A 24,314-nucleotide genomic window follows, 5' to 3' on the forward strand; every position below is an offset into this window, starting at 1 on the left:
CTCATCTATTATTCAAAAAAATTTCGTGACTTCCAGCTAATTTCGCTCCAGGTCTCGTACAGTGGCGCTCCTTTGGGGCGTGTGGTGACATCATGTTCACGCCGAACGATCTTGTGGTATATCCGGCCCAGGGGGTGGGTAAGATAGAACGCATTGACAGCCAGACCATTGGCGGTATCGCATGCGATTTCTATATTGTCCGCATTCAGGCCAACAATGTCACGCTGATGGTTCCCGTCAACAATGCGGCCCACGTCGGGCTGCGTACCCTCACCCCACATGAAGAAGCCGGGCGCATTCTTGAAGGCCTGCGCAACAGCACCGGAAAAATCGTACATACCGGCCAGAACTGGAACCGGCGCTTTCGTGAATATTCCGAGCGCCTCAAGAGCCCCGATCTTGCAGTGGTTACAGAAGTTCTGCGCGAACTGCTGCTGATCAGCCGCACCAAGGATCTTTCTTTTGGCGAACGCCGCCTGCAGGAACAGGCCATGGGCCTTGTGACCGGCGAACTGGCTGAAGTGCTGCAAGTTGAGGAAGACAGCCTGCGGGACGAATTGCTCAAACTATACGCACCACCGCCGCAGCCGGAAGACGCCAAAGAATAGTTTTTTACTGGCGCGTGATTGCCCTTTATAGCCCGACAGAAGCAAAATACCTGCAACAGCCTTAAATAACTACTGGATGTCTTTTGCAACTCCCGCATACATAGTATGGGCTTTGCCTTGGGGCATTGGTCAGACAGCCCCGACCATGGCTCAAACTGCCAGATGACGTGTTTTTTTATGGTGTGAACGTCATTTTTCTCTTGCCATATTGCAAAAGATAAGCTAATCGCAATTTCGCACACCTATTTTGTCTCCTTACATCCGCTCATCTGCAATACAGTGTTCATTGATACTGTATAGTTTTGGTTTGTCTTCTTCAAAAGATCGGACAGTTATGCGTAAAAAGAAAGCTACTCCCACACTGTTGACAGACAGCGCCTTGAGTCTCACGGATCTGAAGACCCGCAGCATGCAGGAACTCATGGATCTGGCCGAGCAGTATGAAATTGAAAATGCCAGTTCCATGCGAAAACAAGAGCTTATTTTCGCTCTGCTTTCCACCTGTGCCTCCCAGAACGGAGCCATTTACGGCGATGGCGTGCTGGAAATTCTGCCCGACGGATTTGGCTTTCTGCGCTCCCCTCTGTGCAGTTACATGCCGGGACCTGACGATATTTATGTGTCCCCCTCGCAGATTCGTCGGTTTTCTCTGCGCAAGGGCGATATCGTTTCTGGGCAGATACGCCCCCCCAAGGAGGGTGAACGGTATTTCGCGCTGCTCAAGGTGACAGAAATAGGTTTTGAACCCCCGGAACACGCTAAAAATCTCGTCCTCTTCGACAACCTCACTCCCATTTATCCTGACCATCAACTCGTCATGGAAAATGGCGAAAAAAATCTCTCCAACCGCGTTATCGACATCATGGCCCCCATCGGGCGCGGGCAACGCGGCCTCATCGTGGCTCCGCCGCGCACAGGCAAGACCATTCTGCTGCAATCGCTGGCCAACGCCATCAACGCCAATAATCCCGAAGTATACCTTATCGTGCTGCTCATTGACGAACGGCCCGAAGAAGTTACCGATATGGAGCGCACGGTCAAAATGGCCGAGGTCATCAGCTCCACCTTTGACGAGCCGCCGCAGCGCCATGTGCAGGTCTGTGAAATGGTGCTTGAAAAAGCAAAGCGTCTTGTCGAGCGCAAGCGGGATGTGGTCATTCTGCTGGACTCCATCACCCGCCTGGGCCGCGCGTACAACGCCGTGACCCCTTCTTCCGGTCGCGTGCTTTCCGGCGGTCTGGACGCCAACGCCCTGCAGCGCCCCAAGCGCTTCTTTGGCGCAGCCCGCAATATTGAAGAAGGCGGCAGCCTGACCATCATTGCGACGGCCCTCATCGACACCGGTTCCCGCATGGACGAAGTGATCTTTGAAGAGTTCAAGGGCACCGGCAATATGGAAATTTATCTGGACCGTCACCTTTCGGAAAAGCGCGTGTTCCCCGCCATCGACATCAACCGCACCGGCACACGCAAGGAAGACCTCCTCCTGCCCGAAGATGTACTCAACCGCGTCTGGATATTGCGCAAGATTCTGGCTCCCATGTCGTCCATCGACAGCATGGAGTTCTTGCTGGACAAGATGCGCGGCACCAAATCCAACAAGGATTTCATGAACGCCATGGGCAAATAAGCCACCGCGCTCATCAGACAATACCGCACACGCGCCGATTGCAGGCCCTGGCAAATGCCGGGGCCTTTTTCTTTATTGCGCTGGCTGATCGAGTTTTGGTTCCCGCATAAATCTGCTGTATGTCTTTCTTCTCTGTGCTAGCATGGAGCCACAGACGGCTTCTGCCCCTGTTTCGCCCACCTGGGCGAGCACATATAAACAAGGAGAAAACCATGACCAGATATTTGCGACACGGAATTCTCATGCTGGCCGCTATCCTGCTTGTGGCTGGCGTGCAAACGGTTGTGGCCCAGGACGCCGCGCAGAAAAAAGGCGCGGAACTGTACGCCAGCCTGTGCGAGTCATGTCACACCCCCACCCCTGCCAAGCTGATGGGCAAACCTGTGGAAGCGCTGACCGCTGGTATGAATAAAGTCAAGAATATGGGCTCGGCCTCAGGCCCGCTGCTGAAAATGCAAGAGAACCTGAAGACGTTGAACGCGGAGCAGATAAACGACATCGCCGTTTACATCAATCAGCTCAAGCCATAAATGACCACACAGTGCCCCTGGGGATGGCCCCGGGGGCCCGGGATTCTACTGTACAAGGCCTCGTGATAAGCGCCGCCAGTGGCCGTCCAGAGCTTTGGAGATTCTGCCGGGCGCAATCAACCTCCCATATTTGTGGCTTTCGTGGCCGTGTACCTCCGCCAGATTCGAGCAGTGCAGTGGCAGACCCACACCCAGTATGGGGTATTGGAACGGGTTCATCTTGAAGTTACTGCACAGCCAGCGCATGCGGAGCCACGTTTTCGCCAAAGCACGACAACCGGCCAGTTTTCCAGCAAAAGTGACGCGCAATTTGGTGGTGACAACAGTATAAAAATAGCCTATAAGGCTTTTCTTGGTTGAGAATTTCGGGCAGTTAGCTCAGTTGGTTGAGCACCGCCCTTACAAGGCGGGGGCCACAGGTTCAAGTCCTGTACTGCCCACCAATGATACAAGGGGTTACGGTTAATGCCGTGACCCCTCAGTTTTTGTACAGGTCTTTTTGTACAGGTTTTTGCGGAGATGGGAGGGCTTCAACGGCAGCCCTTTTTTGAGAGTCGCGTACGTGCTGATAGTGCTTCCAGACCATACTGGGGCTACTGTGTCCCATCAATGTTGCCACCGTACTGTAGCCGACATTCACTTTTGCCCTAACTGACAGTTATTCTTGCTGAGCGCGGTCTTCCCTGCGGCGCGGAATTTGCCGGGCCGGTGGATCTACTTGACTCTGCGTTTTTGGCGGCAATTTTTCCCTTTGGACAGGGCAAACGAAGCGACGAGGAAAAGGAGGCAACGCCTCCTTTTTCTTTGGAGTGGCATTTAAGGCTATTTGGCAACGGTGGTCGTCCATGTGCATGTCTTGGATTTCCTCGGACATATCGGCCAAAATCAAGGCGCGGGCCTGGGCTAGCGGGCCTGCCTTCCTCACCAGATCCTCTATTTGGCTGGCCGTGTAACAGCCGTGGTTCTCCATCGCAAGCCGTTTCTGCGACCGCGCCCAATGTCCACAGGTTTTACGCCATACTTATCCAGCATTAAGTGGGTTTTTGATTCACTCATATTGAGCGCGGCCCCTATCTCTTTCCTCGTGAGATATAAAGGGGTATCCATCACTTGCTCCCTACTCCTCAAGTTCCTTGCGCCCCTTGGCGGCCACTGTGATGTCATACAGATCATAGCCATGACCATTTTACCGCGATCTTATTGATGTGATAAGTTCCCGTTTTAGCAAAAAAATCAATGGTTGGCATGCGTGGGGTTGTGCTTGCGAAATAGACGGTACGCCCTGTGCCATTGGATGTAACAAGCATGCCGTCTTGCACAGCCTTCAACGCCGGAACCTGGGCTTCGGTCAGCCTTGCTTGCTTCGTCGCGTATACACATCTGGACGGAGCAGCCCCCAATCATTCAAAAATTCAGGTATCATAACTTATCCTTCATAAATAAAAAACCATTGCCGTTTTTCCGACAATGCGGTTTCTCTCGTTCAGCCCCTGTTTCCCTGTGGGGCTACCGTGGCCCGCCCCTATTGTTGGGGGTGGGCTTTTTATTTTTCAGTTGGCGGCGCGATGGAGCCAGCCCGTTCAACGAAGTCCGACATTGGGCATTCCACCTTGCTCACCGGAATCATCGCGTACATATCCCCGTTGATTTCCACGACACGTACAACAAACCATATTAAGTTCATTCCGAGTGCCCAATAATACTGTCCGTCTTCTGTGGGAGGATTTGTGGTTTTACTAAGGGCGTGGAGAAGGGCGTTCCAACAATCAATGAGCCATTCGAGATGGTTAAGCGGCGCAGGCAGTAAGAGCAAGCAGTGTGGGCAACGGATCTCCAGCCGCGCGGCTTCAACTATTCGCGGTGCATGTTCAACGCTCCCGCGCCATCTTCTATGCGCAGGATGATGGGCTTGGGCCATGTGACGGCGAAGGTGGTTTTGCCAAGCCGGGAACGCGTAAACAACGCCCTGCCACCAGCCGCAGCACCGCGCACGGCTCTGCACGCATGCCGGATTGATATTCAGGGTCAAAATCGAGGAGATGAGGAGCGGGCCACACGGGCACGGACTGAGAAAAGCCCATCCTACGTTTGGGGCAAGGATGGGCTGCTTCTACTGATCTGCCCTGAGGCGGGGTCAGGGGGACAACGAAGCAACTTCAAACTATATATCATTTAAACGCTGTCAACACGCTTCATAAAAAATGAGACACTCGCGGCGGGAATACCTGTAAGCATAGTGCATGTCTGCTCTCGCTGTTGACGGCAAAATCACAATTAAAACACATGTGAATAGTTTCACTTTGTAAAATTTATAAAATTATTTCAGTGTACTATATATGTATTCCACATGACTCACAACAAGCGACGCCCAACCGATCACCGCGCGGCGCACATCGGCTAGCCTGCTATGGGGCATCGCAAGCCGCCCCTCTGGCCCAAGGAGAAATGAGCGCTGGCAAGCGGCAAACACACGAACGCCCAGCCCTTAACCCCAGTTAGGCCAGATGTGATATGTGGCGGACAGCACCGTGACCATTTTAAATGCAACAATACCGATCCACTAGGAATCATTGAAAAAAATGTGAAATAAATCTTTATCAGCGCGTTTTTTTGCAGCCTCTGACCCGTATTTTTCTCTTCATTACGTCATATTACACATATCAATATGTAATTTTTATAAGAATAAAAATTCACACCTTTTCTTATGTTGTGAGTATATGCACATCCCGCTGATACTTTTTTCAATAGGGTATTGACATAATAGTTCCAATGGCATAGCCATAAAGAAAATCATTCTGACTAGCTTTTACTTCTACTGCACAATATACATTGGATTGAATCCGGATTGTCCGACAAAGGTATTTACGTCCGTCCGGGTACATGTACTGGTCTTTTTATGCCAGGAGGCGTCAAACGTGACCTCTCAAGAGTTGATTGACCTCATTTATATTATTGTGTTCTGCATGGGCGGCATTGCTTTTGCCGTCGGTCCCTTCATCCTAGTATATTTCCTCCAGCCACGATCCACCAGAAACACCGTTGGCAAAACGCTTCAGGTGGTGGAATGCGGCATGCCGCCCATTGGCGACGCCTGGATCAAATTCAGCGCCGTCTACTATCTCTATGCACTGATGTTTGTGGCCTTTGCCGTCGACATTCTCTTTCTTATGCCTGTTGCGCTCGTATACAACCGCCCCGGACCTGTGGGCGATTTGCAGGCATTTCTGGAGATACTCATATTTGTGGGCATTCTGTCCCTGGTCATTGTCTACGCATGGAAAAAGGGAGTGTTCCAGTGGCAACGCAAGACGTACTCGGATCAATAGTCCAGTTCTCAAAGCTGGATCAGCTTCTGAACCTGTGCCGGGCCAATTCGCTCTGGCCCATGACCTTTGGCCTGGCCTGCTGTGCCATTGAAATGATGGCCACCGGCGCTTCGCGCTTTGACATGGCGCGCTTTGGGGCTGAGGTTTTTCGCCCGTCCCCGCGTCAAAGCGACGTGATGATCGTTTCGGGCACCATCAATAAAAAAATAGCTCCAGCCGTGCAGACGCTGTACGACCAGATGCCTGAACCCAAATGGGTTATCGCCATGGGCAACTGCGCCATTTCAGGCGGGCCTTTTGTGTACAAAGGTCAGTACGGCATTGTTGAGGGTGTGGACAAACTCTTTCCTGTGGATGTTTTTGTTCCTGGCTGTCCGCCGCGCCCTGAAGCCCTCATTGAGGGCATTCTCAAGCTTGAGGAAAAGCTCACCGGAAAGCGCCGCTGGCCTCGCGTAGACCCTATTCCTCTGCCCGGCCCCGCCGCAGCCAGAGCCAGGGCGGAGGCTTCAGCATCCAGCGAGCCGCAGGCTTTGCACACGCCGGACGCGCCTTCTGGCGAGGCTCCCGCAGAGCCCTCCCCTGAGTCAGCCCCTGCTGCGGAGGTCAAGCCATGAGCCAGCAAAACACGCAGTCTGAAGCCCTTGCCACAAGCCTTGCCGCCTTGCCGGGAGCCGTTGTGCGCCCTGCAGAGCACGCGGCAAAAGGCTATGATCTGGATGTAAGCCTGCCCCCGGAAGCCCTTGTGCCAGCCGTCAATATTCTGGACGCGGCCGGATATTTTCTTGAAACCATCACCGGTGTTGACTGGTTTGGCGAGCAGGCAGAGCTGCGCAAGGCGGCCGAAGCGGCTGAAGCGGCCGAGGCCAAAAAGCGTGAAGAAGCGCTGGCAAAACAGGCCGAAGCGGCAGCAGCAGAAGCTACTGGCGCAGAAACTGCGCCTGCCGACGCCAACGCTGCTCAGCCAGCCGCACAGCCAGCAGCGCATACGCCGCCCGCAGACAACGCCCCCCTGCCCGAAGACGAAATTGAAGTGGTGTATGACTTCAACCGCTTTGAGTCGCGCCACAGGGTCGTTTTACGTGTGCGCACGCCGCGCAGCCAGCCGCAGGTTCCCACAATCCAGACCATCTATCCCATTGCCCATTGGCATGAGCGCGAGGCCCACGACTTCTTCGGCATCGACTTTGCCGGACACTGCTATCTTGTCCCCCTGCTGTTGCCCGAAGATGCGGACTTTCACCCTCTGCTCAAGGATTACGGCGCATGAACGTTCTGCCACAATGCCCCATTGACGAATATTTCGTCCTGAACCTTGGGCCGCAGCACCCCGCCACTCATGGCGTGCTGCGCATCAAGCTGGTCATGGACGGCGAGTATGTTTTCGAAGCAGAGCCGGTGCTGGGTTACATCCACCGCATGCACGAAAAAATGGCCGAAAACCGCACATGGCCGCAGTTTTTCCCCAATACAGGCCGCATGGACTACCTGCACGCCCTGGCCTACAACCACGGCTACGCCTGTGTTGTGGAACGCGCAGCCTCCATTGAAGTGCCGGAACGCGCCGAATATATCCGCGTCATCACGGCGGAGCTGAACCGCATATCCAGCCATTTGCTCTGGTTCGGAGCCTTTGTGCTGGACCTCGGGGGATTTTCGCCCCTGCTGTACGCTTTTGATGACCGCGAACACATCCTTGACCTTCTTGAATCCGTCACCGGCTCACGCCTGACCTACTGCTACTTCCGCTTCGGCGGGGTCGCCAACGACATCGACGACGATTTCATCACAGGCACGCGCGCCTTCATCAAGCGCATGCGCAGGCGGCTCGTCAAATATCATGATCTTGTCACCAAGAATATCATTATCATGAAGCGCCTGAAGAACATTGGCTTTGTCCCGGCAGAGATGTGCCGCAAGTACGGCGCTACCGGCCCTGTGGCCAGAGGCGCAGGTATTGATTACGACGTGCGCCGCCACGAGCCCTACTCCGTTTATGACCGCTTTACCTTTGACGTGCCGGTCTACCCCGAGGCGGACTCCATGGCCCGCTACATGGTGCGCATGGACGAAATCGAGCAGAGCCTGCGCATCATCGAGCAGGCTTTGGATCAGCTGCCCGGCGGCCCCGTCATGGCGCCCAAGGTTCCCAAAAATATCAAGCCGCCCAAGGGCGACTACTATCATGCTGTTGAAACGGCGCGGGGCCTTCTTGGCATGCGCGCTGTAAGCGATGGAAGCACGACCCCCTGGCGGCTCAAGCTGCGCACCCCCTGCTTTGCCAATCTGCTGGTTTTCGGCGAGGCCAGCCGGGGTATGCTGCTGCCTGACGCCCTTGCCATGCTTGGCAGTTTGGATCTGGTTATTCCCGACATCGACAGGTGAGGTCATCATGCTGCTGCCTGATCCCGAAGTATTGCGCCTTATTGCCTATCTGGTGGTTTTTTTCGCCTTTGTTGGCCTTAACGCCGCCTATCTTGTCTGGCTTGAACGAAAAGAAGCCGGGCATATACAGCGGCGCATAGGCCCCAAAGAGGTAGGCCCGTTCGGCCTGTTACAGCCCCTGGCCGACGCGCTCAAGCTCATGAGCAAACAGGTTTTCATCCCCCAGGGGGCTGACCGGGTGCTGTACCTTGTGGGGCCGGTGCTGGTCATGACCCCGGCGTTCATGAGCTTTGTCACCATTCCTTATGCGGAGAACCTGGGCGCACGAAACCTGAACGTGGGCCTTCTTGCCATATTCTCCTTTGCCTCCATCAACGTGCTGGGCCTGCTGCTGGGCGCGTGGGGTTCGCGCAATAAATACGCCATCATATCGGCCGCCCGCGTTGTTTCGCAAAACGTGGCCTATGAAATACCCATGCTGCTGGTGGTGGTAAGCCTTGTGATGGTGACCGGCTCCCTGAACCTGCACGAAATCGTCACCACCCAGGCGGGCGGCTTCTGGAACTGGAACATCCTGCGACTTTCGGCCAGTCCGCTTATGCCCGTTGCCTTTATTATCTTCTTTATCTGTATGTTGGCCGAAACCAACCGCGCCCCCTTCGACATGGCTGAAGCCGAAAGCGAGCTTATAGCCGGAGCCTTTACCGAATACGGCGGCATGGGATTTGGCGTGTTCTTTATGGGCGAATACGCCAACATGGTGGTGGGCAGCAGCGTTCTCACCATTCTTTTCCTTGGCGGATGGGGCTGCCCTCTGGGCCTGTGGCCCGGCGTTCACTGGTTTCTCATCAAGCTTTACGCCGTCATCTTCACTATCATCTGGATACGCTGGACCTTTCCGCGCACCACATTTTACGGTCTGCTCAACCTTTCATGGAAGGTGCTTATTCCTATAGCCCTTGCAAACCTCATCCTTACGAGCGCGCTGCTCAAGGTGCTGTAATCATGACTGCCTACTTCAAAGACATTCTGGGCGGCGCATGGAGCCTGGCGATGGGGATGGCCATCACCCTGCGCTATTTCTTCAAGCCCGTGGTGACCAAACAGTACCCCTATGAGGTGCTGCCCATTCCACCACGCTATCGCGGGCACATCGACCTTGTGTATGACGAAAAAACCGGCTCGGACAAATGCATTGTCTGCGGCTCATGCCAAAAGGCATGCCCCTCGGGCTGCATCTCCCTTGCTGGCGAAAAACCCGAGGGCGCCAAGCAGAAAAAGCTCACCACCTATCAACTTGATTTCACCAAGTGCAGCCTTTGCGGACTGTGCGTTGAATCCTGCCCCACTGATGCCCTGACTTTTTCGAAGGACTACAACATGGCTGGCTTTGACGCTGACGAATACCGCTTCGATCTTGTCAAAAGACTCAAGGAGCGCCCGTAATGCCCACATCCGATTTGTTGCAGACCATCGCCGAGATCATCTTTCTGGTCTTTGTGGCGGCGACCTTTTTCGGGGCTGCAGTAGCCGTGACCACGCGCCGGCTCATACGCAGCGTGGCGGGGCTGGCCCTGTGCCTTATGGGTGTGGCGGGCCTCTACTACTTCCTGTCCAGCCCTTTTCTGGCATTCATGCAGATACTCATCTACGTCGGGGCCGTCTGTGTAACCCTTGTTTTCGCCATCATGCTGGCTGAAAGGTCATACCGGGCGCCAGAGGTGAAAAAAGGTGGGCTGGTCGTGGCATTGGGTACTCTGGGCGGCAGCGTGTTTACAGCCACCCTGCTGGCCACGACGATGACCGCCAGCTGGGGCGACATTCCACAGACACAGGCTGACGGCTCGCTTGAGCGCGTAGGACAATCCCTGCTTTCCACCTATTCTATGAGTTTTGAGCTCATTTCCGTGGTGCTGCTGGTGGCCATGGTCGGCGCTCTGGTGCTGGCCCGCGAAGGGAGGGACAGACAATGAATATTTTCAATCTGAGCCAGTACCTTGAAACATACCTGTTCATCGGCGCTGTGCTGTTCTGCATGGGCCTTATGGGCATGGCTTTCAGACGCACTTTCATCGGCATGCTCATTGCCTCCGAGCTAATCCTGAGCGGGGCCTCCGTAAACTTCATGGCTTTTGGCCGGTTTGTGGCCCACGACCAGACCACCGGGCAGATAGCCACCCTTTTTGTCATGGCCATTGCCGCGGCAGAGGCTGTGGTGGCGCTTTCCATCATCATGGTTGTTTACCGCAATTACCGCACGGTGGACGCTGACGCCCCGAAGGAACTCAAAGGGTAAGGCAGAACGGAATTTTCGGTTCCGTACCGCAATCCCGCGCTCCGACGAACAGGAGAGGAACAGATGGAGATTGTTGCATCCGTAAAACCGCTGGCAGCCGTGCTTTCGGCCCTTATCGGGGCCTGCATGGTCATGCTTTCCAGACGGTCCCCCAATGTGCGTGAGTCCTGGTCGCTGGTAGCGGCGCTGGTCATGTTTGGCATTATCCTTTCAATGGTGCCGGATGTGGCCCCGCAGCCCGTGGGGCGCGGCCTTACGCTGCACCAGACGCTCTTTCCCATACTCCCCGGCCTGTCGGTGAGTTTTCGCGCCGATGCCTTTTCAATGGTCTTTGCCCTGGTGGGTTCATTCCTGTGGGTCATCACCATCTTCTATTCGGCAGGCTACATGCGCAGCCTGGAGGAACACGCCCAGACGCGCTTTAACGCCTGTTTCGCCCTGACCCTTTTCGGGGCCATGGGCGTGGCCTTTGCCGACAACCTTTTTACCCTCTATCTGTTCTACGAAGTGGTGAGCATCTGCACTTACCCCCTGGTGGCTCACCATCAGGATGAAGAAAGCTACAGCGGCGGACGCAAGTACATCGTGTACCTGACCACCACGGCCAAGGGCCTGGTGCTTCCGGCCATGATACTCATCTACGTGCTCACCGGCACGCTGGACTTCACGCACAACAGCCACCTGAGCGTGCTTACCCCTGAAATAAACGCAACGCTTGTCACCATTCTTTACGCCTGCTGCCTGCTCGGCTTTGCCAAAAACGGCATCATGCCCTTCCACAACTGGCTGCCGGGCGCAATGGTGGCGCCCACCCCGGTTTCCGCCCTGCTGCACGCCGTGGCAGTTGTTACCGTGGGCGTGTTCTGCACAACGCGGGTCATGCTCTATGTCTTTGGCACCGACCTCATGACCAGGCTCAACCTGGGCGTGCCCACAGCCTACTTTGTTTCCTTTACCATTCTGATGGCTTCAATCATTGCCCTGAGCAAGGACAACCTCAAGGCCCGCCTGGCCTATTCCACAGTGAGCCAACTTTCCTACATCGTACTGGGCGTGGCCCTGCTCACCGTGGACGGCATACAGGGCGGCGTAGTGCACATGGCCAACCATGCTTTCGCCAAGATCACGCTCTTCTTCTGTGCCGGCGCCGTTTACGTGGCCACCCACAAGAAGTGCATTTCCGAGATGAGCGGCCTTGGCCGCTCCATGCCCATCACTTTCGCCGCGTTTGCCGTAGCCTCGCTTTCAATGATCGGCGCGCCGCCGGTGGCGGGCTTTGTCACCAAGTGGAAGCTGCTTACCGGGGCAATGGAAATGCCCACGCACGCCATGGGCATTCTGCTTGTGCTGCTGGCCAGTACCCTGCTGAACGTGGCCTACTTTGCGCCCGTGACCTTCAAGGCCTTTTTCGGCAAGCGCCCAGAGGGAGAACCTGAAACCGGGATGCGTGAAGCCCCGCTGGCCATGGTGGTTCCCATCGTCATCGCGGCGGCCATTTCCGTTATTCTGGGCATCTTCCCCGACATCATCATGGTTTTTGTGAAGGCGGTGACAGGATGATCGTAAAACTCATTGATTTCTTTCGTGACAGGCTTGCTGCCACTATCAGGGTATGCCTTGCCATGCTGGTGCTGCTGGTGCTGTGGGACGCCCTGCTGGTTGACAAGGGTGACGCCCACACGCTTGTGGAGCGTATCCCCGGATTCTGGGCCGGGTTCGGCTTTCTGGCCTGCGTGCTCATCATCATTGTCTCCAAATGGTTCGGCCATCTGGGCATCATGACCCGCGAGGATTACTATGATGACTGATACCTGGATTCACCCCTCGGCCATCCTGCTGGTTGGAGCCGTCATTCTGCCCTGTCTGCCCAAGGCGTGGCGCAAGATCTTTCTGGTCATAGTGCCTCTGCTGGCCTTTGCGGACGTGGTGAGCATGCAGGGCCACAATGGCGTGTTCGGCAGCCTGCGCTTTATGGACGCCACCATGATTTTTGGCAGGGTGGACGCCCTGAGCATGGTCTTTGCCTACATCATGTCGCTCATGTGCATTATCGGCACGGTCTACGGGCTGCATGTGGAAAACCCGGTGGAGCAGTCCGCAGCCTGGGTTTACGTGGCGGGGTCACTGGGGGTCATCTTCTGCGGAGACTACCTGACGCTCTTCCTTTTCTGGGAGCTGATGGCCTTTTCGTCGGTATTTCTGGTCTGGTTCCGCCGCCGCAAGGAATCGCTGGCCACAGGCTACAGATACCTGCTGGTGCATACGGCTGGCGGCCTTATGCTGCTGGCGGGCATTGTGCTGCGCTACAAGGCCACCGGCGGCGACATGTCCTTTGGCCCCATTGGCGTGGATTCGCCGCAGCTTTACACATGGCTCATCCTGGCCGGATTTCTGCTCAACGCGGCTGTGCCGCCGCTGCACGCATGGCTGCCTGACGCCTATGGCGAAGCCACTGTGGCCGGGGCGGTGTTCATGTGCGCCTTTACCACCAAGACAGCCGTATACGCCCTGGCAAGAGGCTTTGCGGGCATGGAAATTCTGGTGCCGCTCGGCGTCATCATGGCTTTGTACGGCGTGGTCTACGCCGTGCTTGAAAACGACGCGCGGCGGCTGCTGGCTTACCACATCATCAGCCAGGTCGGCTACATGGTGGCCGGGGTGGGCATAGGCACGCAACTGGCCATCAACGGCGCGTGCGCCCACGCCTTTGCCCATATTCTCTACAAGGGCCTGCTCTTCATGGGCTGCGGCGCGGTGCTGCAGATGACCGGCACCAGCAAGTTCACGGAGCTTGGCGGCCTGTATAAAAAAATGCCCAAAACCTTCCTCTATACCCTTATTGGCGGCCTTTCCATCTCCGCCTTCCCTCTGTTCAGCGGTTTTGTGAGCAAGGCCATGATCGTGGCGGCCGGGTACGAGGTGCATAATTACTGGGCCGCCTTCCTGCTCACGCTCGCCTCTGCAGGTACTTTTTTGCACACCGGACTCAAAGTTCCCTACTTTATCTGGTTCGGCAAAAACAACTGTTCCAAAAAGACGTGGCAGCGCGCGGGCGATCCGCCCAAGAACATGCAGCTGGCCATGTTCATGGCCGCTGCCCTGTGTATCTTTGTGGGCTGCTACACCCCGTATCTTTATGACATGCTGCCCTTCCCGCAGGCTGCGGCCGCATATCACCCCTACACTGCCTACCATGTGGCGGAAACGCTTCAGATCCTGCTGTTTACGGCTCTGGGCTTCTTTTTGCTGCTCAAAAAGCTTTCGCCCGAACCCACCATCAGCCTGGACCTGGACTGGTTTTACCGCAAGGGCGGAAGGCTCTTTTACTGGCTTGCTCGCAAGCCCGTACAAACTGCCGACACGGCGGTGGGCGAAGCCTGGAACAAGGAAGGCATTGTGCCGCTCATGCGTACGGCCCGTTTCTGGTCATGGTTTGACTGGCACGTCATTGATACCGTGGTTGACGGCACTGCCCGCGGCGTGCGGGCGCTGGGCGGCAAACTGCGGCTCGTGCAGCGCGGCAGGTTGCAGATCAGCATCACCTATATGGCCGTCCTGATGGCCTTTGCACTCGCGTTCCTGGCCTTGGCCTGAGCCCACCAGAGGAGATGGCAGCCATGCAATTTTTGAGCATGAACACTTCAGGTTTTCCCATTCTTTCCGTGCTGATATTCCTGCCGTTGGCTGGGGCCGCCATTGTGCCTTTGCTCGGCAGCGAAAAGCAGGCGAAAATATGGACCTTGTTGATAACCTTGGTCAACGGCGCGCTGTCGCTCCCGCTGTTTTGCGACTTTTCCCTGGCATCGCCACAGTACCAGTTCGCCGAACACCATTCGTGGATCGCGTCTTTCAACATCAACTACACACTGGGCGTGGACGGCATATCCCTGCTGCTGGTGCTCATGACCACGCTCATCATGCCCCTGTGTGTTCTGGGATCGTGGAAATACATTCAGAGTCGGGTCAAGGAGTTCATGATCTGCCTTCTGATTATGGAGACGTCCATGCTGGGCGTGTTCATGGCCCTTGACCTTGTGCTCTTCTACATTTTCTGGGAAGCCATGCTCATCCCCATGTTTCTGCTCATCGCCGTATGGGGAGGGCCGCGCAAGACCTACGCCTCCATCAAGTTCTTTCTCTACACCCTTGCGGGTTCGGTTTTTCTGCTGGTGGCCATTGTGGCCCTGTACATACACGAGGGAACCTTCAGCATTCCCACCCTTATGGGGCAGCAGTACGCAGCCAACTTCCAGCTGCTGATTTTTCTGGCATTCTTTGTGGCCTTTGCCATCAAGGTGCCCATGTTCCCCTTTCACACATGGCTGCCGGCAGCCCACGTGGAAGCGCCCACGGCGGGTTCCGTCATTCTGGCCTCTGTCCTGCTTAAAATGGGCACCTACGGCTTTATGCGCTTTTGCCTGCCCATAACCCCCGCCGCCACGGTAAGCCTGATGCCCGCTCTGCAATGGCTTTCCATTGCGGGTATTCTTTACGGCGGCTTTACCGCCCTGGCCCAGCAGGACATGAAAAAGCTCATCGCCTATTCCAGTGTGGGCCATATGGGCTTTGTGACGCTGGGAATATTCGCTCTTGACCAGCGTGGACTGGAAGGCGCGTTATTGCAGATGATCAATCACGGCATCACCACTGGAGCGCTGTTTCTGTGCGTGGGCATGATCTATGAGCGCAACCACAGCCGCGAGCTTTCAGCGGCGGCCGGGCTTGGCCGGTTTATGCCCATATATGTGACTTATTTGACGGTATTTTCTCTTTCGTCACTGGCCTTCCCCGGCACCAACAGCTTTGTGGGCGAGTTCATGATTCTGGCCGGGGCCTTCTTCAACAACAAGATTGTGGCCGCCTGCGCCATACCCGGCGCGGTGCTTGCCGCAGCCTACATGCTGCGCATGCTGCAAAGGGTCATATGGGGTGGCACCCATAATCCCGACCAGTCAAAACTCTGGGATCTGGGCTGGCGTGAAACCGTAACCCTGGCCCCTCTGATGGTCTTTGTTTTCTGGATTGGCCTGGCTCCCGAGCCTTTTCTGCGCGTCATGCGCCCGAGCCTTACCCACCTTCTGGTACAGACGGGCTACCACGCCCCACAAACGCAGGCTCTGGCGGAATTTTTCGCCCGCTGACACGAAACTTCGAGACAAGGCGCACGCATGAACATACACCTTTTTCTTCCTGAGTTGGCCCTTCTGGCAGGCTGCCTTGTGGCTTTCTGCATGACCATCGGCAAGGCTGGAAAAAACGCCATGCGCGTTTCAATACTCTGCGCCGCCCTGGCCTATACCCTGGCCGCCATATGGGCGTTGCCGCTCAAGGGCACCCTTTTTTACGACGCATACCGTGTGGATCTTTTTTCCCAGATGGTCAAATGCGCCATGGGTATTGGCTTCTGCCTCATGCTGTTCTTCGGAGGCGAAGCCAAGGGTATTGATGGCGACGTGAAGGCCGAATACTACTTCTTTTTGCTGACGTCCCTGCTGGGGCTGACCCTGCTTGTCAGCAGCGTCGAACTTGTGACCCTGTTTATCGCGCTGGAACTGTCGTCCTACTCCCTCTACCTTCTCGTGCCCATGCGCTCCGCGCCTGACGGGCAGACATGGCATGTGGAGGCGGCCGTCAAATACCTGTTCTTCGGCGTTGCCAGTTCGGGCATCATGCTGTTTGGCATAAGCTGGATATTCGGCCTGACCGGAACCACCTACATGTCCGGCATACTGCCAGTGCTGCATATGGTTTCATCCCAGCCTGTGGGCATTATGGCCCTGGTCATGCTGCTGTGCGGCATGTTCTTCAAGCTGGCGGTATTTCCTTTCCACTTCTGGACGCCCGATGTTTACCAGGGCGCGTCCAACGAAACCACAGCCTTTATTTCCGCCTTGCCCAAGGTGGCGGCTGTGGCTGTTCTGGCACGGTTCTGCGCGCTGGCGGCTCCGGATTCCATAGCCCTGCCAACCCTGCTTACCGTGCTTTCCGTGTGCTCGATGTTTTACGGCAACCTGACAGCTCTTGTGCAAAAAGACGTCAAACGTATGCTCGGTTTTTCGGGCATAGCGCATGCTGGCTACATCCTGCTGGGTATGGTCACCCTCAAAACCTGGGGATTCGCCACCTCCCTGTACTACGGCATCGGCTATCTCTTCATGATGCTGGCGGCCTTTCTGGTGCTGTACACCGTAGCCCCCAACGGCGCTAATGTGAACGTCAAGAATCTCAATGGGCTGTCCCGCCGTTCGCCCCTGCTGGCCTTCATCATGACCGTGAGCATGTTCGCTCTGGCGGGCATTCCTCCTTTTGCGGGCTTTATGGGCAAATTCTTGCTGCTCACAAGCGCGTACAAGTCCGGCTATGTGCTGCTGGTGGTCATCGCAGCCATCAATACGGCCATTGGCATCTACTATTACCTGCAGGTGGTTCGTGCCGTGTATGCCGAAGACGAAGCTGATACGGCGGAAACCCCTGTGACTACGGCCGGAACCCGCGTTGCTGGCGTCTGCCTTGTGGCCATAACGCTTGCGCTGGGTATTATGCCTGAAACCGTGGTGGACATGGCTGTCAAGGCCATGCAGGCCGCATGGTAAGATCGCGGGCAAACGCGGACGTTTCAAAACGGGAGTACTGACGTTTCAAGTGGGTTTGCGCGAGGGGTTTTCAAGCAAAATCACCTGACATTCCCGATTTCAATGGCGACAAAATTTCCATGAATGGCTCATACGACAGACCGGGGGCCTTGCAGGCGTTCTAGCGCTGCAAGGCCCCCGGTCTGTCGTATTGGGGCAGATTGCCTTTGCAAACAGACTCAACCCTTCGAGCATTTACTATGCCCTATAACAAGAGTTTTAGGGGGTGGGGCGTGGGGGAGGAGCCCCTTTTGCAAAAAGGATCTCCTCCCCCACAAAGCATTCCTTCCCCGTAACTACCCTGCCAGGTCAGCTGTTACCGCAGTTCTTCCATGGTGGTTCGCAGTTCCTGGGCCATTTGCGAAAGCTCCTGCAACGCCACGGAAGACTGCACGATGCCTTCGGAGGTTTCACCGACGATACGGTTGATTTCTTCAATGGCCCGACTGATTTCCTCTGATGCGGCGCTTTGCTCTTCCGCAGCCGCGGCAATGGAGCTGACCACAGTGGAGTTGTCCGACGCGAGCGTCACTATTTCATCAAGGGCAGCGCCAGAAGCATTGGCCAGCCCCGTGGCATCTGTCACGCTTTGCACGGCGCTGTGCACCTCGTCGATATTGGTGCGGGCCGAGCCCTGAATCGCGGTGATGGCGGCGCTTACTTCCAGTGTGGCGCTCATGGTTTTTTCCGCCAGCTTGCGCACCTCGTCCGCAACCACAGCAAATCCCCTGCCCGCATCGCCAGCGCGTGCGGCCTCAATGGCTGCGTTGAGTGCAAGCAGGTTGGTCTGATCGGCAATATCGGAAATAACGCCCATGATGCTGCCGATATTTTCTGCCTGGTTTCCCAGTTCGCTCATATTGCCTTGCAGGGTGTGCGCCACGTTGTTCACGGCATTGATGGACTGGACAACCCTGTTGACCAGGCCGGAGCCGTCCTCGGCCTTGTGCCGCGAGTTCTGGCTCTGGTCGGCGGCCTGAGCCGCGTTTCGCGCAACCTCCAGAACGGTGGAATTCATTTCCGCCATGGCGCTGGCCGTGGATTCCACACGTGTGCGCTGAATTTCGGCGCCACGGGAAATTTCTCCAACCTGGGTTGAAAGCTCTTCAGAGGCCGCCGCGAGCCGGTCAGCTATGTTTGAGGCATGATTGGCGACCTCAAGCATGGTCCTCTGCTGGGTTTTGATTTCGGTAAGATCGGTCAGAAGCTGCATCACCGACGTAATGTTGCCCTGCTCATCAAGCATGGGAATGGCGGTGTACGCCACATCCATAGTCTTGCCCCGCGGGTGGGCCTTGGTTTCGCCGCTGGCGGGAGCCTTGGTATTCACGGATGTGGTCAGACCGCAGCGGTCAGTGCCGTAGTCATCGCGGTGGAACATTTCATAACAGGTCATGCCGTGCCAATCTTCTCCAACCAGTTTGCGGGCGATTTTATTGATGTACGCGGCTTTGAGGTCCTTGTTCAACACAATGACAGGCGAAGGGATGTTTTCCAGAACCATGCGGAAGCGATCAAGAATATTGTTTGTGCCGTGAACAAGCACTGCAAATTCACCTTCAAACTTGCCCGCGTCGCCTTCGGAGTTCAGGTAGCCCTCTTCGATCTTCCTTTCCAGCCACTTGTATTCTTCAAGAATTCTGTTGAGTGCTGTGGGAACCATCTTCATGGCCTCAACCATTCTTCCGATTTCACCTTTTTCGCGTGATTTCAGGTGATGGGAGAAATCGCCGTGGGCCATTGCGCTTGCGTAGCCAGAAAGATCGGTAAGCAGGCGAATAAAGCCAATAACTATACCTGCCGCAAGGACTGCGCCAAAAAAGATGCCCGCAAGGCTTGTGACCAGCATGTACTGCTGGGCGCTCCGATTTTCATCCAGTATTTGCGGCCCCAGCGTGGTCAGTTCCACCGTCACGCTGTCGTTCAGCGCCCCAAGCGCGTCACGTACCTTGGCTATTTCAGCAAACAGACCAGTCATGCCGGTATTGCCCTGCTCCAACAGCTTTTCCAGCTTGGCAAGGTTTACGCTTATGGCGTCCCTGTTCTTCACAAGGCGTGCATACAAATCGCGGCCTTCTTGCGTGAAAAGGTATGGCGCTATCTTTTCCATACTCCCCTTGAGCGATTCCAAATAGCCACGGGCTTTTTTTGCTTCTTCCATATCACGCGAGTTTGCAAAACGCTCAAAGCTGGCCTGGGCCGACGCAAGATAAGGCCAGGCCTGGGCAATGCCAGCAAGGGCTTCACCTGTGCCTGCATCATGCAGCCCTTGTCCCAACCCACGCATGTCTTCAGACATTGCTTTCATGGCGGGCAGCACATCTTTGTCAAACAGATCTCTCGCTCCAGTCAGGCTATTGGTAATCACATCAATCTGCTCGTCGAGTTTTTGCGCAGCGGCGAGCATTTTTTTGAGAAATCCAGTGCGCTCGGCGCTCTCAACCAGCCCGTCAGAACGCTTGATTTGCGCTATCAGAGCGTTCACGGAATCATGAGCCACCTTGATGGCGTTTTTATTTTTGGTATCGTGCTGGAACCGAAAAACATCGGACGTTATCGCATTGATTGCGTTGGAGGACTCGCTGCATATTGCGTTCAGCTGCGCGATTTTTTGGTATTCTTCAAAGTTCGCTGAAGACATGCCGATGTTCCTGTGGCCAAAAAATGCCATAGAAACAAGCAGCAACACCATGAAGGCGAATCCGATAATTATTCTGTACTTGGTTGTCATGCTGGCATCCGTGGGAGGTTGAAGATGCATTCGCCTGCGGAACTGCTACATAATCTTGGCTGGCGACAATCGTGCCGTTTTTTCCGCTAGCTGCTCGTTAATTATATTTTAGCCATGACAATATATATTTATTAATCTATATGATGGGCATATGCATATACGAGGATGATTGCCTGGTTCAAACCGCGATATTGACAGGAATTACGCTTGCCCTGTTAGCCCGTGTGGCAAGGGCGGACAAAGAAAACAGGGCGGGAGAGGTAAGGTTGGTTATGCCGTACGGCTGTTATCACTAACTTCTTATTATCAAAAACTACCCCTATTGCAACTAATAATCTATAACGTATTTTCGGTTTTATTAAAAAAAAGAATAGGGCAGCGCCAGTTTTTGACGCCGCCCCTGTAAAGGCTGAAAAAAATACGACCTAACTATAGAACTTTACAGCACTTTTATCCACGGCCTCTTGGCTGAAAAACATACTGTCGTGGCATGCAGGCCGCATCACCCGTGTTGTTTCACTATTATTCATTGTGGCCGGGCATCAGGCGCTACGCAAAATTATCCTGGGAATCTCCGACGGCACGCCAAGCCGCACGGGAAATCCGTTCCATACCCCCGCTCCGGAGGTAACATACATTTTCAGCGCGTCAGCCGAGTACCGCCCATACAGATAGCCGCCGTTGAACTGCGCCACCAGGGCATTCATGCCCAGTATCTGGCCGCCGTGCGTATGGCCCGAAAGCTGCACATCAATGCCGTGAAGGGCGTTGGCCGGCGCGTTGGCGGGCCTGTGTTCCATAAGGATGCGCACCGCGTCTTGAGGCGCGCCCTGAAGCGCCACAGGCAGATCAGGCCCGGGCAAACCAAGGCGCTCTGCGGCCACATCCGTAACACCGGCGAGAACCAGCGGCTGTTCCTGAATGTGCAGCACCGCATGCTGGTTCAGCAGCATACGCATACCCAGGGCGGGAAATGCCTTCATCCAGCCGGAAAAATCGCTGTAATACTCATGATTGCCCACAGAGCCCCAAATGCCGTAGCTCGCCCGCAGCCGCCGCAATGGAGCCACATCCGCAGCCCTGACTGTGGGGTTGCCGTCAACCATATCACCTGTGAACAGAACCAGATCCGGCTTCAGGGCATTGACGCGGTCCACCAGAGCATTCACCCAGGCGCTCTGCAAAAGCGGGCTTGCGTGCATATCGCTGATCTGCACGATGCTCAGCCCGTCCAGAGCCTTGGGGAGCCTCGGCACAACCAGTTCAATATTTCGCACCTCCGGCACGCCAACGGCTTCACGCAGGCCCCAGAATGCCGTGCCTGCGGCAAGAGTCACCATTATGGCCTGCCGTCTGCCAGATGAAAAAGCGGGTTGCGGAGCGGCGGGCTTTGCGCCGCCACGGATTTTTCGCGCGAGCCACCCAATGATAAGAACCAGATCGCGCAAAAGTGTGAACACCAGCAACAGCACCAGCAAGAGAAAGCACCAACCCTGCGCCAGCAGCAGAAAAGCGGGAATTTCAGGAGAAGCCAGCCCTCCGAAGACTACACGGTTGATAAAGTGTTGCTGTGTGATGAAAAGCAGCAGCACGGCCAGCGCGATTTTGGTTTTCCAGCCTGCCCGCAGGGGCAGCAAAAGCCGGACCGCCAGATATAGGAAGACGATCCCGCCCGTCAAATGTATGAACATGCTTGATTTCCTGTATACTAGAGCATTTTGGCTTTGAAAAAGGTTGCATGCTCCAACGCTGCATGCGCGTGCAGCGCCCCACAACGTAACGTGGCTTCTGGCGAAAATCATATTTTTCGGCAGAATGGCGACTTTGAACGGCACGGCAGCAGCACGCGCCGGGCAGATGGAGGCAATGGTGCCCGATGTCAGAAAATATTCACGATTTTGCTTATGTCCATTGCGCCACATTTTTTGGGCAACGGCGCACCACTGCGCCTGCTGCCGGGGCTGCCGCAACCCCTCCGGCAGTGGAGGCGGCAGTGGACAACAGCCTGTTACTGTTACCCTTATACCATTGCGTATGCACAATCATACAATAAAATCTGACGCAAGGTTGTTACAAAAACAACGGGTGCTCCCGCGTACAGGCCCCTGTGCATATGGCAAAAGTATGGTTGGCACCATGGTCTGGTACGGATATGATGGTCTGAAATATCTGCTCTGCTTGCAGTGTCCTGCGCCAGCCCCGGCTACCGCAGGCAGCCTAGAGCAATTTCACCCTGAAATTCCTCCAGGTGCCGCCCCAGGCGGCATGACGGCAATCTCAACACTTTTCAGGAGAACCGTTATGGGCTCAGCGCCTTTTGACCATCTTAGCCGAGAAATGACATCCTTCATGCGTTCCAGCGTTCTTGCTGCCTTGGCCGAACTTGATTTTGGCACAGTCATCCTCCAGAACGGCAACAGCCTCGACGTTGCCGAGCTTGCCCGGCTGTGCGCGTGCGATGAACGGGGCGCCGAGACCCTGCTGGATGCGCTTGCCGCTCTGGGCTATTTCGCCAAAACCGGAACTGGAGCCGCGGCCCGGTATTCCGTGGCAGAAGAATACAAAACCTATCTGGACAGCCGCCACCCATCAACATTTATTCCAATGATGCGGCACATGGCTGGCTTGCAGCGCTCGTGGGCACGTCTTGCGTGGGCCGTGCGGGACGGCAAACCGCAGGACAAAATCCCCAGTATTCTCGGAGCGGAACAGGACAGGGTATCGTTCATTATGGCCATGAATTCCATAGCCGTCAGGCTGGTGGACAGCACGGTAGCTTCGCTGTTCAGTGCCGGGGTTCTGCCTGCCGCCAGCAAGGGGCTGCGGATTCTGGACATTGGCGGCGCATCCGGCACCTATACTGAAGCCTTTCTCAATAACTTGCCGGAGAGCACCGCCACCATCATCGACCTGCCTGTCGCCATTGCACAGGCTAAAAACCGCTTCGGGGGCACGAGCCTCGAGTCGCGCGTCAGCCTGATAGAGTGCGACTTTACAAAGGACGCCCTGCCCTCTGGTTTCGATTTTGCCTGGATAAGCGCCATAATCCATCAGATGAACCGCGAAAAAAGCCGCATGCTCTACGCCAAAGCCCTGGATGCGCTGAAACCTGGCGGCATTGTGGCCGTTCGCGACTACGTAATGCGCCAAAACCGCACCTACCCGGTTGACGGCGCGCTTTTTGGCATCAACATGCTTGTGAACACACAGAACGGCATGGTCTACACCTATGAAGAAATCAGGGAAGACCTCGAGCTGGCAGGCTTCACCGAGATTGTCCACGCCGTTGACGTGCCCAGCATGTCCGCTGTAGTGACCGCGAAAAAACCCGGTTAGAGCTGGTTTCACTTTGGGCTGCGTTGTGGGGGAGGGATCCTTTTGTAAAAGGGTCCCTCCCCCACGCCCCCTAAAGCATTTTGCTTTTGAAACACTCCCTGTTTCAACCCATCATTCTGGCGGAAAACGTGGTTTGCGCCAGCCATCAGCAGGCTGCTCGCTCTATTAACCAATTGCTGTCTTTGCGGCAGTCGTTGGCGAGTCTACGAGCCTTACGAATGGCGACAGCGACTACACAGAACAAGACGTATAGTTACTCATGCTGTCTTCAAGCGTAGCTTCCTGTGTCACAACGCTTGAAGCATCCGTAGCTTCCTTCGTCGCAACGGCCAAAGCTCGCCAGAATCCACGCCGCTTCGTGGCGGCTGCCGCCTTCGCGTCAGCAGAGCAATTTCAAAGTGAAATTGCTCTAAAAGTTTTATTGTAGTTTAGTATGGGGCTGGCGGCTCTGTGCAGACGCCCGCCGTCCAGACATCTGCACAGTTTGTCTACACGGCTGCGGCATGCGCGGCAAAACCGGATGTGCTGCGCAAAAATCTTTATAAACACTGTGTTACCAATACCAAGGCCCGGAGAAATATGCTCCGGGCCTGTTTTTTTGCCGCTCTTTCCCCCTGCCCGCCCGAAATCAGGGCCATGGCGCGCAGCCAGAATAAAAATGATTTTTTTCTCAAATTATCATCCAGATGATGGAATCAAAACTTCACCCCGCCTAGCATGCGCAATCAAACGTATTTTGCGCACGTACAAGAAAGGGTGAGCTATGAATCAGGATTTTTGTGCATCACGACTGCCAGTATTTACCTACCTTTGTGAAAATGTTCGTAAATCTGGAAACACCCC

At 55.4% G+C, this 24,314-nt stretch carries 19 protein-coding genes, 1 tRNA gene and 1 pseudogene; 18 read left to right on the forward strand and 3 right to left on the reverse strand.

What is annotated here, in order from left to right:
- Window positions 1-92 precede the first annotated feature (92 nt).
- The 4 genes from BCS36_RS12240 to BCS36_RS12255 all read left to right on the forward strand — a co-directional run bounded on the left by BCS36_RS12240 (window position 93) and on the right by BCS36_RS12255 (window position 3,211).
- Window positions 93-608 (forward strand): CarD family transcriptional regulator, encoded by a 516-nt coding sequence (locus BCS36_RS12240; protein ID WP_291303156.1) that lies wholly within the window; start codon window positions 93-95, stop codon window positions 606-608.
- Window positions 609-942: 334 nt separating this feature from the next.
- Window positions 943-2,238, forward strand: coding sequence for a transcription termination factor Rho (gene rho / locus BCS36_RS12245; RefSeq protein WP_291303157.1), 1,296 nt, complete (start codon window positions 943-945; stop codon window positions 2,236-2,238).
- 212 nt (window positions 2,239-2,450) lie between these two features.
- Window positions 2,451-2,768, forward strand: coding sequence for a c-type cytochrome (locus BCS36_RS12250; RefSeq protein ID WP_291303158.1), 318 nt, complete (start codon window positions 2,451-2,453; stop codon window positions 2,766-2,768).
- A gap of 367 nt (window positions 2,769-3,135) precedes the next feature.
- Window positions 3,136-3,211: transfer RNA gene (locus BCS36_RS12255), tRNA-Val, on the forward strand.
- Between the two features lie 1,100 nt (window positions 3,212-4,311).
- Here BCS36_RS12255 and BCS36_RS12260 read toward each other — a convergent pair.
- Window positions 4,312-4,452: a hypothetical protein gene (locus BCS36_RS12260; RefSeq protein WP_291303159.1), complete on the reverse strand. Its 141-nt coding sequence runs from the start codon at window positions 4,450-4,452 to the stop codon at window positions 4,312-4,314.
- A 1,231-nt stretch (window positions 4,453-5,683) separates the two neighbouring features.
- Here BCS36_RS12260 and BCS36_RS12265 point away from each other — a divergent pair.
- The 13 genes and pseudogenes from BCS36_RS12265 (at window position 5,684) to BCS36_RS12325 (ending at window position 17,365) form a co-directional block, all read left to right on the forward strand.
- Complete coding sequence (locus tag BCS36_RS12265) at window positions 5,684-6,094, forward strand: NADH-quinone oxidoreductase subunit A (RefSeq protein ID WP_291303160.1); 411 nt, start codon at window positions 5,684-5,686, stop codon at window positions 6,092-6,094.
- Window positions 6,064-6,522, forward strand: a pseudogene (locus BCS36_RS12270) (NADH-quinone oxidoreductase subunit B); the annotation flags it as partial. The gene BCS36_RS12265 and the pseudogene BCS36_RS12270, both read left to right, overlap by 31 nt.
- A 182-nt stretch (window positions 6,523-6,704) precedes the next feature.
- Window positions 6,705-7,361 carry an NADH-quinone oxidoreductase subunit C gene (locus tag BCS36_RS12275; RefSeq protein WP_291303161.1) on the forward strand — a complete coding sequence of 219 codons (657 nt, stop codon included), beginning with the start codon at window positions 6,705-6,707 and terminating at the stop codon, window positions 7,359-7,361.
- A complete protein-coding gene (locus BCS36_RS12280; protein WP_291303162.1) occupies window positions 7,358-8,476 on the forward strand; it encodes an NADH-quinone oxidoreductase subunit D in 1,119 nt (372 codons plus the stop codon). The genes BCS36_RS12275 and BCS36_RS12280 overlap by 4 nt, the downstream gene beginning before the upstream one ends.
- A 7-nt stretch (window positions 8,477-8,483) precedes the next feature.
- On the forward strand, window positions 8,484-9,479 hold the full coding sequence (gene nuoH, locus BCS36_RS12285) for an NADH-quinone oxidoreductase subunit NuoH (RefSeq protein ID WP_291303163.1): 996 nt from the start codon (window positions 8,484-8,486) through the stop codon (window positions 9,477-9,479).
- A gap of 2 nt (window positions 9,480-9,481) precedes the next feature.
- Window positions 9,482-9,922: an NADH-quinone oxidoreductase subunit I gene (locus tag BCS36_RS12290; RefSeq protein ID WP_291303164.1), complete on the forward strand. Its 441-nt coding sequence runs from the start codon at window positions 9,482-9,484 to the stop codon at window positions 9,920-9,922.
- Window positions 9,922-10,449, forward strand: coding sequence for an NADH-quinone oxidoreductase subunit J (locus BCS36_RS12295; protein WP_291303165.1), 528 nt, complete (start codon window positions 9,922-9,924; stop codon window positions 10,447-10,449). The genes BCS36_RS12290 and BCS36_RS12295 overlap by 1 nt, the downstream gene beginning before the upstream one ends.
- Window positions 10,446-10,772, forward strand: a complete 327-nt coding sequence (gene nuoK, locus BCS36_RS12300; RefSeq protein WP_291303166.1) for an NADH-quinone oxidoreductase subunit NuoK — start codon at window positions 10,446-10,448, stop codon at window positions 10,770-10,772. The genes BCS36_RS12295 and nuoK overlap by 4 nt, the downstream gene beginning before the upstream one ends.
- A gap of 63 nt (window positions 10,773-10,835) precedes the next feature.
- On the forward strand, window positions 10,836-12,332 hold the full coding sequence (locus BCS36_RS12305; protein WP_291303167.1) for a monovalent cation/H+ antiporter subunit D family protein: 1,497 nt from the start codon (window positions 10,836-10,838) through the stop codon (window positions 12,330-12,332).
- The gene (locus BCS36_RS12310) at window positions 12,329-12,580 is read left to right on the forward strand and encodes a hypothetical protein (RefSeq protein WP_291303168.1); all 252 of its coding nucleotides are present in this window, start codon (window positions 12,329-12,331) and stop codon (window positions 12,578-12,580) included. The genes BCS36_RS12305 and BCS36_RS12310 overlap by 4 nt, the downstream gene beginning before the upstream one ends.
- Window positions 12,570-14,366: a Na(+)/H(+) antiporter subunit D gene (locus tag BCS36_RS12315; protein WP_291303169.1), complete on the forward strand. Its 1,797-nt coding sequence runs from the start codon at window positions 12,570-12,572 to the stop codon at window positions 14,364-14,366. Before BCS36_RS12310 ends, BCS36_RS12315 begins: the two co-directional genes overlap by 11 nt.
- Window positions 14,367-14,389: 23 nt before the next feature.
- Window positions 14,390-15,913 (forward strand): NADH-quinone oxidoreductase subunit M, encoded by a 1,524-nt coding sequence (locus BCS36_RS12320; protein ID WP_291303170.1) that lies wholly within the window; start codon window positions 14,390-14,392, stop codon window positions 15,911-15,913.
- A 27-nt stretch (window positions 15,914-15,940) separates the two neighbouring features.
- The gene (locus tag BCS36_RS12325) at window positions 15,941-17,365 is read left to right on the forward strand and encodes an NADH-quinone oxidoreductase subunit N (RefSeq protein ID WP_291303171.1); all 1,425 of its coding nucleotides are present in this window, start codon (window positions 15,941-15,943) and stop codon (window positions 17,363-17,365) included.
- 355 nt (window positions 17,366-17,720) lie between these two features.
- Here BCS36_RS12325 and BCS36_RS12330 read toward each other — a convergent pair whose 3' ends face one another.
- Together BCS36_RS12330 and BCS36_RS12335 are read right to left on the reverse strand one after the other, a co-directional pair.
- Window positions 17,721-20,135: a methyl-accepting chemotaxis protein gene (locus BCS36_RS12330; RefSeq protein ID WP_291303172.1), complete on the reverse strand. Its 2,415-nt coding sequence runs from the start codon at window positions 20,133-20,135 to the stop codon at window positions 17,721-17,723.
- Window positions 20,136-20,677: 542 nt separating this feature from the next.
- Window positions 20,678-21,826, reverse strand: coding sequence for a metallophosphoesterase (locus tag BCS36_RS12335; protein ID WP_291303173.1), 1,149 nt, complete (start codon window positions 21,824-21,826; stop codon window positions 20,678-20,680).
- 610 nt (window positions 21,827-22,436) lie between these two features.
- On the opposite strand from BCS36_RS12335, the gene BCS36_RS12340 reads away from it, so the two are divergent.
- On the forward strand, window positions 22,437-23,471 hold the full coding sequence (locus BCS36_RS12340; RefSeq protein ID WP_291303174.1) for a methyltransferase: 1,035 nt from the start codon (window positions 22,437-22,439) through the stop codon (window positions 23,469-23,471).
- Window positions 23,472-24,314: the final 843 nt, after the last annotated feature.

This window comes from Desulfovibrio sp. MES5, assembly GCF_002237645.1.
GTDB lineage: Bacteria > Desulfobacterota > Desulfovibrionia > Desulfovibrionales > Desulfovibrionaceae > Desulfovibrio.